Annotated in this window: 12 protein-coding genes and 6 pseudogenes; 14 read left to right on the top strand and 4 right to left on the bottom strand. The window is 31.6% G+C overall.

What is annotated here, in order from left to right; translation table 11 throughout:
• Nucleotides 1-196, bottom strand: a pseudogene (locus RDN22_RS06395) (hypothetical protein); the annotation flags it as partial.
• Nucleotides 197-907: 711 nt separating this feature from the next.
• Between RDN22_RS06395 and RDN22_RS06390 the strand changes: the two are divergent.
• The 7 genes and pseudogenes from RDN22_RS06390 to pezT all read left to right on the top strand — a co-directional run.
• Nucleotides 908-1,195, top strand: a pseudogene (locus tag RDN22_RS06390) (hypothetical protein); the annotation flags it as partial.
• Entirely contained in the window at nucleotides 1,188-1,568 is a 381-nt protein-coding gene (locus RDN22_RS06385; RefSeq protein ID WP_301354247.1) for a hypothetical protein, read from the top strand. The pseudogene RDN22_RS06390 and the gene RDN22_RS06385, both read left to right, overlap by 8 nt.
• Before the next feature lie 12 nt (nucleotides 1,569-1,580).
• A pseudogene (locus tag RDN22_RS06380) lies at nucleotides 1,581-1,715 on the top strand (transcriptional regulator); the annotation flags it as partial.
• A pseudogene (locus RDN22_RS06375) lies at nucleotides 1,713-2,081 on the top strand (hypothetical protein); the annotation flags it as partial. The pseudogenes RDN22_RS06380 and RDN22_RS06375, both read left to right, overlap by 3 nt.
• Nucleotides 2,082-2,143: 62 nt before the next feature.
• Entirely contained in the window at nucleotides 2,144-2,416 is a 273-nt protein-coding gene (locus RDN22_RS06370) for a hypothetical protein (RefSeq protein WP_301354245.1), read from the top strand.
• Nucleotides 2,417-2,485: 69 nt separating this feature from the next.
• On the top strand, nucleotides 2,486-2,962 hold the full coding sequence (gene pezA, locus RDN22_RS06365) for a type II toxin-antitoxin system antitoxin PezA (protein WP_070839266.1): 477 nt from the start codon (nucleotides 2,486-2,488) through the stop codon (nucleotides 2,960-2,962).
• Entirely contained in the window at nucleotides 2,962-3,732 is a 771-nt protein-coding gene (gene pezT, locus RDN22_RS06360; protein ID WP_301354242.1) for a type II toxin-antitoxin system toxin PezT, read from the top strand. Before pezA ends, pezT begins: the two co-directional genes overlap by 1 nt.
• Before the next feature lie 378 nt (nucleotides 3,733-4,110).
• Here pezT and RDN22_RS06355 read toward each other — a convergent pair whose 3' ends face one another.
• Nucleotides 4,111-5,007 (bottom strand): tyrosine-type recombinase/integrase, encoded by an 897-nt coding sequence (locus RDN22_RS06355; RefSeq protein WP_020903355.1) that lies wholly within the window; start codon nucleotides 5,005-5,007, stop codon nucleotides 4,111-4,113.
• A 91-nt stretch (nucleotides 5,008-5,098) separates the two neighbouring features.
• On the opposite strand from RDN22_RS06355, the gene RDN22_RS06350 reads away from it, so the two are divergent.
• Genes RDN22_RS06350 through RDN22_RS06340 form a run of 3 tightly spaced genes read left to right on the top strand, consistent with a single transcriptional unit; the run spans nucleotide 5,099 to nucleotide 7,084 of the window.
• Nucleotides 5,099-5,662: a hypothetical protein gene (locus tag RDN22_RS06350; RefSeq protein ID WP_301354239.1), complete on the top strand. Its 564-nt coding sequence runs from the start codon at nucleotides 5,099-5,101 to the stop codon at nucleotides 5,660-5,662.
• 53 nt (nucleotides 5,663-5,715) lie between these two features.
• Nucleotides 5,716-6,093 (top strand): TIR domain-containing protein, encoded by a 378-nt coding sequence (locus RDN22_RS06345; RefSeq protein ID WP_301354237.1) that lies wholly within the window; start codon nucleotides 5,716-5,718, stop codon nucleotides 6,091-6,093.
• Nucleotides 6,094-6,103: 10 nt separating this feature from the next.
• Nucleotides 6,104-7,084, top strand: a complete 981-nt coding sequence (locus tag RDN22_RS06340) for a caspase family protein (RefSeq protein WP_301354235.1) — start codon at nucleotides 6,104-6,106, stop codon at nucleotides 7,082-7,084.
• Between the two features lie 21 nt (nucleotides 7,085-7,105).
• Here the strand turns inward: RDN22_RS06340 and RDN22_RS06335 are convergent, their stop codons facing one another.
• The gene (locus tag RDN22_RS06335) at nucleotides 7,106-8,347 is read right to left on the bottom strand and encodes a hypothetical protein (protein ID WP_301354233.1); all 1,242 of its coding nucleotides are present in this window, start codon (nucleotides 8,345-8,347) and stop codon (nucleotides 7,106-7,108) included.
• 124 nt (nucleotides 8,348-8,471) lie between these two features.
• On the opposite strand from RDN22_RS06335, the pseudogene RDN22_RS06330 reads away from it, so the two are divergent.
• Both RDN22_RS06330 and RDN22_RS06325 read left to right on the top strand, forming a co-directional pair.
• Nucleotides 8,472-8,704: pseudogene (locus tag RDN22_RS06330) on the top strand (peptidylprolyl isomerase); the annotation flags it as partial.
• Between the two features lie 46 nt (nucleotides 8,705-8,750).
• Nucleotides 8,751-8,897, top strand: a pseudogene (locus RDN22_RS06325) (site-specific integrase); the annotation flags it as partial.
• A gap of 43 nt (nucleotides 8,898-8,940) precedes the next feature.
• Here RDN22_RS06325 and RDN22_RS06320 read toward each other — a convergent pair.
• Nucleotides 8,941-10,194 (bottom strand): hypothetical protein, encoded by a 1,254-nt coding sequence (locus RDN22_RS06320; protein WP_308556827.1) that lies wholly within the window; start codon nucleotides 10,192-10,194, stop codon nucleotides 8,941-8,943.
• Between the two features lie 564 nt (nucleotides 10,195-10,758).
• On the opposite strand from RDN22_RS06320, the gene RDN22_RS06315 reads away from it, so the two are divergent.
• Nucleotides 10,759-11,394: a TetR/AcrR family transcriptional regulator gene (locus tag RDN22_RS06315; protein WP_301354228.1), complete on the top strand. Its 636-nt coding sequence runs from the start codon at nucleotides 10,759-10,761 to the stop codon at nucleotides 11,392-11,394.
• Between the two features lie 303 nt (nucleotides 11,395-11,697).
• Complete coding sequence (locus RDN22_RS06310) at nucleotides 11,698-12,438, top strand: ABC transporter permease (protein ID WP_301354225.1); 741 nt, start codon at nucleotides 11,698-11,700, stop codon at nucleotides 12,436-12,438.
• Nucleotides 12,439-12,446 lie beyond the last annotated feature (8 nt).

The following is a 12,446-nucleotide window of genomic DNA, read 5'->3' as shown; positions in this document are numbered from 1 at the left end:
GGCGATTGAATCCAATGGTATCATTGAGTATGGTGTAGCCATGAACCTTCTCACCGTTGACTAAAATTGCTACCTCAGAACTTGTTTTACTTATATCAATTCCAAATACTGCACGCATGACATTATCTCTTTTGTCTTGAATAATTCCATGTTTTAGTGATTTTATTCTCAATACGCGACGTTTAGCGTCCCACATACTTTGATCAAATTCCACCTAAAACAAGGTGTCTTGCCAGTTTATCAAGCAACGTCTAGCGCCAAAAGAAGTCACGACTTAACAAGACACCACTACTTCAATACAAAGAAAAAGTAGTGAGTACTCTCTCCTGTCGGAGATTTCTTCACTACTAATCTTAGTATGTTTACTATATGCTTAATACGAATTTAATATAAGTTTTTCTGAAGAAGCACTTTACTGTTATTAGTAAATGCGGGAGATATAATTAGTCTTAAATAATAGTCATATAGCTATTTAATTGCGGAATCCTACTATATCGGTTTTTTATTGCGATAAGCGATTATGAGAAACTGTTTGAATTAATAGGTTCCCTACCAAAAAAACTGCCAAATTTATTTTTGGCAGTTTTTTTGGTTTTTCTATTTTAGACTGGTTTTGTTTATCATATCATCTACTATGAGATTGAAATATGAACGCTTTTTTTACTATATTGGAGTTTGACTGTAAAGTCAAAATTGTCCTTAACAATAAGTTCAATCCAATTAGAATTATTTTTTCGACTATATGAATGACTTTTCCGTATACATAACATTTTGCATATGATTTGGGATGTGAGAATCCTAATTTCTTTTGATTATCAAAAAAGTGCTCAGATAGTTCACTTTGCGATTCAGAAATTGAATCAATTATGATAAATTGATCAATACCTCCAAAACTATTTTGTTCATTTATCCACTATTTTATGAATCCTATCTTCAAAACATTATGGAATTCCTTGAAAGTCAGGATATAAAGAACGGAGCTGATGCCTTTGTAGATGATCATCAAAATCTTGTTTTTGTTTTATATGGACAAGGCTATCGAGCCGAGGGAAAAGAGGGAATACTTACAACCCAAGTAACTGTAAAATCTTATGATGAAGACAATAAACCGATTAACTTCGCAAATTTATTAGATTCCTTAATCGTCTCAGAATATCAAAGGGAACCGAATCTTTGGGAGGTCTCTCATGATTGATCTCTATCTAAGTAAAAATAGCCAAAGAAATCAACTTCTTTTGGATTTCTTTCAAAAGTATGGCATAGAGGTCACTCCTCATTCTATTTCTGAAATGACAAAGGACAGATTAATTGAAATGATGAGCTATTCTTCAGATTGTTTTGAGTATTTATCTCCCAATTTATTACGATTTAAGAACCGTGACAATCTAAGATTAACGGATTTCGTTGAGATGATTTTAAAAAATCCTGAACTAACCATCAGACTTCCTCTTGCGGTTTCAAATAAGCGAGTTTATTCAAATCTGAATTTGGAAGAGGCTAGAGCTCTATTGCCAAGAGATACGAAACAATTGATTTACATGGCACAAACACATTATTTATCTAGCTAAAGGAGAAGCAATATGGCTGAACGATTTTGGGAGAACTTGTCCATTATTTTGACTGAAAGAAATATCAGCTGGATTGAGTTAACCAGAAAAATGTTTGCGGGAGAGTTTCACTATCCAAGTGAATTGAATCGTTTGTATCAAAAGATTGTGAGTCTCCATGCACAAAGTTCGACCAAAGCAGATGCCATGAAGAAACTACGAACAAAGAAGACCTTGATGGAATCCCAAAAGGTTGGGGAACAACAAAAACTAGCTCGTACAGGTATCTATTTGGAAAAAGTAGGTCATGTATTAGAAAGCAATATCGATGAAGCTGAGGAGCTATTAAAAACCATGACAGAGACAGGAGATAAACTGTTTCAAACAGTCTTCTTGATTGGTGTCTTTGGTCAGGATGAAGAAGAACTCAAACAAGCTTTAGACACTATCCAACAAGTGGCCGGCTCAAATGACCTAATGATTGATAAAGAAGTCAAGGCCGCAAAAGAGAATCTAAGAAATTGCAGTCCATTTATGATGCGATTTCCGAATTATACTAAGCAGTCCTGATAGGCTGCTTTTTTTAGAGATTATAGATGTTTACAACATTTTTTAAGAAAAACCAAGACAATGGTGATATATTTAAGAAGCTAATTCATCGACTATCTGATATGTCCGTCCCAGATCCTGAAAAAATAGACCTACTGATAGATATCATTTTCACTCCAAATCAAGAAACCGAACAACTTAAAAGAGAATCAACTTATAGAGAAGAAACTTTGGACGACACATTAAAGGAAGCTAAGAATCAACTTCATAAGGAACAATTAGAGAAGAATTTAGAGAGATTTAGGAAAAATAGTCAATAACGCACCAAAAATGGTGCATTTGCTTTTTCTAAATGTTATAATGGTGGTATCAAATAAAAGGAGTTTGCTATGATTGGAAAAAACATAAAATCCTTACGTAAAACATATGGCTTAACACAACCCGAATTTGCCCGAATTATAGGAATTTCTCGAAATAGCTTGAGCCGTTATGAAAATGGAACCAGTTCAGTATCTACAGAACTAATAGACATCATTTGTCAGAAGTTTAATGTATCTTATGTCGATATTGTAGGAGAAGATAAAATGCTCAATCCTGTTGAAGATTATGAATTGACTTTAAAAATTGAAATTGTGAAAGAAAGAGGTGCTAATCTACTATCTCGACTCTATCGTTATCAAGATAGTCAGGGAATTAGCATTGATGATGAATCTAATCCTTGGATTTTAATGAGTAATGATCTATCTGACTTGATTCATACGAATATCTATTTAGTAGAAACTTTTGATGAAATAGAGAGATATAGCGGCTATTTGGATGGAATTGAACGTATGTTAGAGATATCTGAAAAACGGATGGTAGCCTAATGGAAATCCAAGATTATACTGGTAGCGAATTCAAACATGCTTTAGCAAGGAATCTTCGTTCTCTGACAAGAGGAAAAAAGTCCAGTAAGCAACCTATAGCGATTTTGCTTGGAGGGCAAAGTGGTGCCGGTAAGACTACAATTCATCGTATTAAACAGAAAGAATTTCAAGGAAATATTGTTATCATAGATGGCGATAGTTTTCGTTCTCAGCATCCACACTATTTAGAACTGCAGCAAGAATATGGCAAAGACAGTGTTGAATACACCAAAGATTTTGCAGGCAAAATGGTAGAGTCTTTAGTAACAGAATTGAGTCATTTGGGATACAATCTTTTGATAGAGGGAACTTTACGAACGATTGACGTTCCAAAGGAAACAGCACAACTCTTGAAAAGTAAGGGATATGAAGTACAATTAGCCTTGATTGCGACAAAGCCTAAGCTGTCCTATCTGAGCACCCTTATCCGATACGAAGAACTGTACGCTATCAATCCAAATCAAGCACGCGCAACTCCAAAAGAACATCATGATCTGATAGTGAACAATCTAGTTGAGAATACCCACCAGCTGGAGCAATTAGGTATCTTTGAACAAATCCAAATCTATCAACGAGATAGGACCTGTGTTTACGATTCGAGAGATGATGAAATATCAGCAGCAGCTGTTCTTCATGAATTATTGTTTGGAGAGTGGAGTCAGGTAGAAAAGGATATGCTTAAATCTGGAGAAGAAAGATTTAAAGATTTAACTAATCGAAATGGTTGTTAGAACAAAAATTTTAAAATATAGTCTACTTATGACTTTTGTTAGTTGTTTAAGGTGGGCGAAAATTTTTTAGAACCAAAAAACGCATAGTATCAGGTGTTGAAAAACTTGAAATTATGCGTTTTCTTGTGGGAAGATTTACTCCATTTTCTTCAGGAATTGAGATTTTGCCCATCTCTTTTTATTATATTTAAGGATATTTGAAAGATGTATTTTAGAAAAACAATTATGGAGTCCTTAATACGGAATATAGTATAAATGCTGATTCAAAGTGAAGTTTTATATGTTTTTTGCTTTTGTTGAGTATAAAATCTATTAACTAAAGTCGAACTAAAAAAATTAATTTAAGATGAAGTGAACTGTAGACTTTGGAAATGTCTCTTACTCGATTTCAGAATGAATTACTGATACGGGATTAAAAGAACTAAGTATTTCTTTTTGTTTTGAATGAGATACGTGAGTATAGATTTGTGTGATTGATATAGAACTATGTCCAAGAATTTGTTGAATATATCGAATATCTACATCACTATCTAGAAGCATTGTCGCAAAGCTATGTCTAAACATATGCGGTGTAATAGTTCTAGAAAAGTTATTTTGTTCAACGATTCTCTTTATTACTAAACGTACACTTTGCTCTGACAATGGTTTAAGTGAATGTTTCCCTGGAAACAAGAAATCATTGGATTCATTTCTTGTTTTATTTATATATGTTTCTAATAAATTGAATGTTTTTTGATCTCCTAAAAATAGGATACGTTCTTTCTTACCCTTTCCTATAATATGGAGTGTCTTGTTGGACAGATTAATGTCTTTGAGATGAATGTGGCAAAGTTCAGAAATTCTGATGCCTGTTGAAAGTAAAAGTGAAATAATTAGTAGATTTCTTTCAGCGTGTTGTTTTTGATAGTCAGTTTTAGATACAATTACTTTCCGTTCTAAATATATAAAAATGCTTTTCAGAATGTCATATGGAATCGTTTTAGGCAATACTTTTTCAGTTCTAAATTGAAAGCGCAATTGATTGAAGGGATTCTCTTCAATTATGTTCTGGTATTTTAGATAGTTATAAAACACCTTCATACAAGCAATTTTTCTTCTTAATGTATTCGTTTTTATGTTAGATCGTGTCAACTGTTCTATATAGGATTCGACATTATCATAGTCTGAGTTATAAAATTGCATAAGATCATTCTTATAAGCGCGAATCGTGTGTGAACTCAAACGCTTATGAGTTTTGCAATAATCTAAGTAAGTAGAAATAAGTTTATAATCCATAAAAATCTCCTTTATCAATAATCATGCTATTATAAACCTATTTGAGTGCTTCGTATAGTGATAATAAATTGTTATCGGTAGGAGAAATGGCGTGAATAACAAAAAAATAAGAGTATTTTTCAGTAGACCTAATCCATTTACTAAAGAACAACAGTATTTTATAGACAAACTAAAAAGTACCCTAGATAAGTACAATATAGAAAGCATAACATTGCAAGCGAAAGACTATTCACCATATGAATCTCTAACTGTTCTTAATGAAATGATAAAAAGATGTTATGGAATGGTTATTTTAGCTTTTGGACATACGTATATTCAATCTGGAATTTTAAAAAAAGGAGCAGTTCAGGATGAAAAGTTTTTTGAGGCTGAAGAACAATCATTAGATGGGAAATGGATTACTAGCTCATTTTGTCAAATTGAAGGTGCTATGGCAATTTCAAATAATATTCCTATTCTAATCATTAAGCAAAAGAATTTACGTATTGATGGTATTTTAAAGGATGATAAAAAAATTGTTTCCATATCAGACTTCACTTTAGAAAATACTAAGCAAATCGATTACTTCTTTGAAAATACTTTGGAAAAAGAAATACACTTTTGGAAAAAGACATTGGAACAAAAATTTAATAAAATTGAAGGGAAAATAGTATAAAGCGTTTTCTAAAGTGGTATAATGAGACAGAGTACATTTTTAGGAGAATTTAGATGAAAAGAATCTTTATAAGCTTTGCAATTGAGGATGAAAATCTTCGAGATTTACTAAAAGGACAATCACGAAATACGAACTCCCCATTTGAATTTGTGGATATGTCTGTTAAGCAACCGTGGGATTCACAATGGAAAACTAGATGTAGAGCAAGGATTAGAGGCTGTGATGGTATGATTTCTATCATCACTCGGAATACCAAGCAAGCCAATGGGCAAATTTGGGAAATGAATTGTGCTACTGATGAGGGGATACCACTATTTGCAATTTATGGTAATAAAAATCATAGTGATGTAACGATTCCAAATGAATGTGGCTATATTCCTGTAGTAGATTGGAATTGGGAAAAGATTAGCGCATGGATAAAACAATTGTGAGGTACAATTTATGCTAAAAAATAAGGCATTAATTGTTGGTATTGATGCATATTCTCAGGCTCCATTAAGAGGATGTGTAAATGATGCAGAGGAGATAGCGAAATTATTAGAGACAAACGAGGATGGTTCTCCTAATTTCAGTGTTAAGCTAAAACGTAATGTACAAACAAAAGCAGAGTTATTGGAGGACCTTCATTCTTTATTTAAAGAGGGAGAATCTGATATTGCACTTTTTTATTTCTCAGGTCATGGAACAGATGAGATGGCTGGTCAAATTGTAACGCCAGATTTTAATGGCTATGATATGGGTATTTCTATGAATGAAATACTTCGACTAGCGAATATCTCTAAAAGTCGGAATAAAATTATCATTTTAGATTGTTGTTATTCTGGGAAGTTAGGAGATTTTAGTGCTATAGATTCCCCGGATGCTATTATTGGAAAAGGCGTTACGATTTTAACAGCAAGCAATCGAGATGAGGTTGCCATTGAAGACGGAATAACTGGTCATGGTGTATTTACTGAATTACTTATTCAGGCTCTAAAAGGTGGAGCAGCAGATGTTAGCGGAAATATCACTCCTGCTAGTTTATATTCTTTTGTAGATCAGTCACTTGGAGTGTGGGAACAAAGACCACTATTTAAAACAAATATTACAGGATTTTTACCTATCAGAACTGTTGAAGCTAAAGTGTCCAAAAAGGTATTACGAAAACTTCATCATTACTTTGTGGAACCAACTTCTGAATTTCAATTAGACCCATCATTTGAATTTACCAATACACCTGATATTACTCATGAATATAAAGAGCCGTTTGCTCAGCAAACAAATGTAGACAAATTTAAAGAATTGCAACTATATGAAAGTGTTGGTTTGATCGAACCTGTTGGGGAGGAACACATGTATTTTGCTGCTATGAACAGCAAGTCTTGTCGTTTGACACCACTAGGTTTACATTATTGGAAATTATCAAGAGATAAGAGATTTTAAAAGGGAAGTGAGTAAATTGACTCACTTCCCTTTTATTATTTTTAGAGTTTCGTAATAATCTTCCTTTAGCTCTTTACGACCTGAGGTAACAGTCTCTTCTTGCCTTTTTGTAATAGGCTTAAATTTAATAATTGATTCGTCAGTACCAAATGCAATTAAAGTCAAATCTTTAACATTTTCATTAAACCAAATATCATCGAGCTCAGTTTCCTCTCGTTTGAGAAATTGTAATTCTGTTAAGCAAGTTTTAGCAAAATGAACAGCAGAGTAATAGTATTCTTTTACTGATTCGATGTCCTTAGATATACGATATTGTTTTAATAAAAGGGCACAGTAATTTCTAGCACAATATAGATTCCCACTCTCAAAATTTGAACCATTTTTGTAATATCTTCTAGCTTGTTCTAAGAACTTACATTCTCTATTAAGTGCAAAAATTTGCTTATTTATCGCTGCAACAATACCTAGCAAGTTTTCATTTGTAGAGGTGGTTAAGTCTATTTTTTTATCAATGTATGATAAGGTCGAAAGTAGATTTTCTATGGTTATATCTTTTTTATAGCGACATAAAATGTATTGAGACAATATGTCCTCATCAAAAGATAAGTTTAAAATCTGAAGATACTTTTTCTCGGCTTCTTCAAACTGCATATTTTCCTTCAAATTTTCAGCTTCTTGAATCATAATCCTTATCGAGTCGCCTTCTGTATCTTCGTTTTTTGACAATTGAATTAATGGTTCAATTCTATATAAATTATAATCAAATACAGGACTATCAATGTATTCTGGATTAGAATTTAAACAAGCTATTAAAGTTTTTTCCAATTGCTCCTGAACGGATTTTCTATAGTTTTCATCCGATAATATTTTCTTTCTATGATATCTTATCTGTGGACTCATTGAGATATCAAAAAATGGATATTTGCGAATCGTAATTTCCTCACAAAGAATAATTGTAGACTTAGGTTTCATTGCATGACGAAGTCCTAACTCATAGATCGCATTTTGATTCAGAGTACTTATATCAGCAATTACTATATCAGCTAAAAAAATAGATGTAATGAAATTTTTATTAATAGCTACAGAAGTAGGAACTTCATCACCTCGATATGCATTTGTGGAGTAAATGGAGTTCAAATTATTCTGTGATAAAACTGGCTTTATAAACTTAAAATATATATCATCTAAGTTTAGCTTCACCAACGTCCCAGGGATTTTCTTTACTCCGTAACCCATAACTACAAAGCATGTTTTATCATCCATTTTTCCCACTCCTACCGATAACAATTTATTATCGTTAGTATACCATAATTTGTAGTTAATCATATGATAAAATCTCCAAACTAATCTTGATATGATGTGGCTTTCACTAATAAAGAAGTGTGTCATGTTTAACAAAGTGAAGGCTCGATTTCTGGTTGGAGTAGAGGTTTAATCGTAATAAGTTTTATTGTTATGATTGGCTATAAGATTGGTTCACAATCTATTTCAAAACAAACCGAGAACCAAATACGAGAAGAAGCAAATAAACTTTTGACAAATTAAAAACAAAAAGAAAGAGCGACAGTTTTATCAGATGAGTTTGTTAAAGAATCTCTTACTCAATCTTTCACCAAAATAGTAAATCCAAAGTAGAGTATAGATAAAATGTACAAAATAGCTTTTGCGTATAATATTAGATGATTTTACAATTACAATACTTAAAAAATGGCGAGAAGTTCAAATCAAGAATGATGATAAAGATTATGTAATATCACGTTTTGGGGAGCCCTTGTGTAAGTCTACAATCTCTAGGATAATAAAAAGGCATGCTATGTTTGATATTAGTCGTAGAAAAAATACGAGAATTAACCTTTTTATAAATTTTTATTTTCAATAGTCAATTCTTCACAATGAAAATCTGATTCATTATCTGTTTTAGCATCATATCCAAATAGCGAAGTAGGGGGTGGATCACGTCTTTCGCCCTCTAAGTAATCTCGTTCGTGTTGTGCAAGCTTTTCATTTAATTCTGTATCATGACGAATAATATTATAACGTTCGTATTTTTTAGAACCAAATGTTTGAGACAGTTTTTGTTTAAATATATTCCAGAGGTTCTCTTTATTTTTTAAGAAATATGTTTTGAAGCAACTTTCGGCTAGATCGATACTCTCTTGCAGAATATTAATTGATTTCTTTAAAAAAGTATTTTCCTCGCTTAATTCTTTATTTTTCTTTTTAATTTTAGTAATCTCTTCAATATTTGCTTTTTTCATCTGGATTTCTATGTCTAACTCTTGTTTAGTTCTTAAGATCTCTGACAGTTCCTTTTTATTTTTCTCTGCTTCAGATTTAGCATTTTCAGCCCACATCTTTTTCTCCTCAATTTTTTGATCCAACTCTTTAAGTTTAGTAGTTCGTTTGTAAATCTCAGTATCCAGATGGTTAGCTATTGTTTTAGATTTGCCACTTTCTTGAACTTGCAATCCATGATTTCTAGCTGTTGTTCGAAGTAGTTCGCGTTGAGCTGCTTGCCATCGAGTTTGTGCCGTTACTAAATCTTTATTTTTTTTAGATCCTGATGTGTAGTAACCCATTTCTTTGAGGGCACCTTCCTGACCGACTTGAATGCTTAAGCCTCTTTTATTTTGCCGTTTGACTAAGATGAAATCAACATGAAGATGAGGGGCAGAACCAGGTTCATCTGCGTGAAAATAGGCACCGAAAACGATGGAGTTAGGATTATTATTTTTGAATTGTTCTAAAAAATCTGTGAGAATTTTTTCTGATTTAGCGATTGTGGGATGATGGTTAACATTTCCTATTGTAAAAATCGCTTCGTGGCTGGTAGCAGGATTGCGATTGGGATCACGTTTATAAGCTGAAAGTACTTTCGTATGATAGTCTATAATTTGTCTGTCAGACCGAGTTTGTTTCGCATTATAATCAAGCATAGGCTGTCCGAAAATTTTATAATAAGCTTGTTTTATAGGTCGCTCCTCTATGATTTTAAAATAACCATTTGGGTCGATATGATCCTCTGAGTTGGTTATGTTGCGATTACGAATATTATGATCACGACTCATCTTTTTTCCAAAGTGAGCTGAAATAGTATATGCATTGTCCATAACTTTCTCCCTTCGTTTATTAATTATGTCTGATAAGTTGAAAATAAAAAAACAGCTTATAATGAATTTTTTAGGAGATGATGGAGACAGTCAGCAGAGTCTGACGCTGCTTATAACACAATATACATAATGACAGAGTCATTATTATTGTGGTCTTGCAGACGGCTAGGATTGCATCCTCTTTTTCCAAAAATATTTGGAAAAATTCACCTCCTTGTAGGCAAAGGTAATTTCTTTTTCTAAATTAAAAAAGAAATTAAGAAATGAAATAAAACCCTAAAAGTTTGACAGAATAAATCTAACTTTTGGGGAGAAGTTCTTTTTTTATTCTTTAATCTTTTCATCCTTCCTTTTTTCAGTTTATCTACTATCTCTAGTATGATATAAAAAGGAGAATGAAAGATTACAGTATATGTCTTCGAAAGATAGTTTTTGTGTCACAACTTAAATTGACATTAAGAATAGACTATTAAAAATTAGAGAAAACAATAGGTAATTTGACATTATTAGTTTTGTTCATTATAATAAGGTTACATACCGATAGTATGATAGAAAGGGGCTATAATGGCAAGGAATAGAAACTCACATGAAACTAGAAATAAAATACTAGAAGTTTCTAAAGACTTATTTTTAGAAAAAGGATTTGACAATACCTCAATACAAGATATAATCGATGGGTTAGGCGGATTAACGAAGGGGGTTATTTATCATCATTTTGAGTCGAAATATGAAATATTGGAATCAATTATTAGCGAAAATAATCAAGAAATTTTAAATTATAATTGGAGAGGAAATACTGGACTAGAAAAAATACAAAATTCTTTGATGGATTCTTTCTCTAATTTTAAACAACAAAGGCTAGTATATTCAGTATCAATTATGCTAAGAAGTCCACGTTTGTTAGGAGAGCAGTATCTAAGTCTGTTTTCTGATTTTTTACCAGAAATTAGAGAAAGAGTTTACGAGGGTGTTAAAGATGAATCAATTAAAACAGAATATCCAGAAGAGTTAGCTGATTTAATTGTTTTAACTTTAAATATTTGGATAGGATTCCAGATTTCCGTTTTTTCAGTAGAGGAATTAAAGCGAAAAATGAATTTCATTAAACTTACTTTTGAAGGACTAGGGGTGCAGTTGATTTCTGATGAGATGATGGAGATGATTTTCAAATTATTTGATTACTTAAAAGGAGATAAATAAATATTCTTATGACATGCTTGTAAGTAATATTCTTTTTATTGATATATTATTGATTAACTTAATCTTTGTTCATATTTTGGTTATTCTAAATATATTTTACGTATTTGAGATTTTAAAAATAACATATTATAGATATGTTATTAAAAATTCTATTTTACATACCTAGAGTATGTTGTTTTTTTGATATCAAACATACTCTAGGTATGTTTGATAATATTGTTAGTTTGAAAAATTTATTTTTAATATTTGTTGAAACTAGTTTGAATAATATAAACTATATTTACATTTTGGAGGAATAAATCTATGTTGTCGCTTATAAAAATTGAAATAAATAAAGTTTCGAAATCTAAATTATTTTTAGCCTGGTTGGTTACTATATTTATAGTATTAATTATTACAGGAATCATAATCATGGGGCTAGCTACAGATAATAAATTGGGAGAATTTGTTGCACAAAGCAACAATGATTTTAGAATTACTGGTAAATGGGGAGGTTGGGCAATTGCAGCTTCATTGTTTTCATCTTTATTTACAAAAGCAGCGTTTTTGATCTTCGAATCTTATTTGTTGTCTACAATTATTATTGATGAATTTAAACGAAGAACAATTTTTCAGTTGTTTTCTTACCCAATTTCAAAAATAAAGTTATTATGGGGAAAAGTTCTATCAGTAGTTCTATTATCATTTATTGCACATTTTACAGCACATTTAGTTATTCAATTATTAATTAAATTAGTAGCAGTTTTAACTGAATCAAATTATCTTTCAGTAGCTAATCAATTAATTAACTTAGCCGGAATTACGTTCGGGACAGTATTAATCGGGGTACTACCTTTTGTATTAGGGATGATTAAGCATTCAACAGTTATAACAATTATCTCAGGGCTTGGTTTAGCGGCTCTACTTTCTAATGTGATGCCAGGAAGTTTAACTAATAGTTTTGTTGATAACTTATTTTTTTTAATATTTGCTAGTTTCATAAGTTTAATTATTGTTTCATTTTCAATTTATAATGTTTCAAGAAGAGATATTAATATCAATTAGCATAGATG

This window comes from uncultured Lactobacillus sp. (assembly GCF_902491705.1).
In the GTDB taxonomy this organism is placed as follows: domain Bacteria; phylum Bacillota; class Bacilli; order Lactobacillales; family Lactobacillaceae; genus Lactobacillus.
Note: the sequence above shows the minus strand (reverse complement) of the source record. Positions and strands in the feature narration are given on the sequence as shown.

Bases quoted from the DNA above. Each gene is read 5' to 3' on its own strand.
- RDN22_RS06340 (WP_301354235.1), top strand. From the start codon at position 6,104: ATGCTAAAAAATAAGGCATTAATTGTTGGTATTGATGCATATTCTCAG.
- RDN22_RS06335 (WP_301354233.1), bottom strand. From the start codon at position 8,347: ATGGATGATAAAACATGCTTTGTAGTTATGGGTTACGGAGTAAAGAAA.
- RDN22_RS06315 (WP_301354228.1), top strand. From the start codon at position 10,759: ATGGCAAGGAATAGAAACTCACATGAAACTAGAAATAAAATACTAGAA.
- RDN22_RS06320 (WP_308556827.1), bottom strand. From the start codon at position 10,194: ATGGACAATGCATATACTATTTCAGCTCACTTTGGAAAAAAGATGAGT.
- RDN22_RS06345 (WP_301354237.1), top strand. From the start codon at position 5,716: ATGAAAAGAATCTTTATAAGCTTTGCAATTGAGGATGAAAATCTTCGA.
- RDN22_RS06355 (WP_020903355.1), bottom strand. From the start codon at position 5,007: ATGGATTATAAACTTATTTCTACTTACTTAGATTATTGCAAAACTCAT.
- pezA (WP_070839266.1), top strand. From the start codon at position 2,486: ATGATTGGAAAAAACATAAAATCCTTACGTAAAACATATGGCTTAACA.
- RDN22_RS06385 (WP_301354247.1), top strand. From the start codon at position 1,188: ATGATTGATCTCTATCTAAGTAAAAATAGCCAAAGAAATCAACTTCTT.
- pezT (WP_301354242.1), top strand. From the start codon at position 2,962: ATGGAAATCCAAGATTATACTGGTAGCGAATTCAAACATGCTTTAGCA.
- RDN22_RS06310 (WP_301354225.1), top strand. From the start codon at position 11,698: ATGTTGTCGCTTATAAAAATTGAAATAAATAAAGTTTCGAAATCTAAA.
- RDN22_RS06370 (WP_301354245.1), top strand. From the start codon at position 2,144: ATGTTTACAACATTTTTTAAGAAAAACCAAGACAATGGTGATATATTT.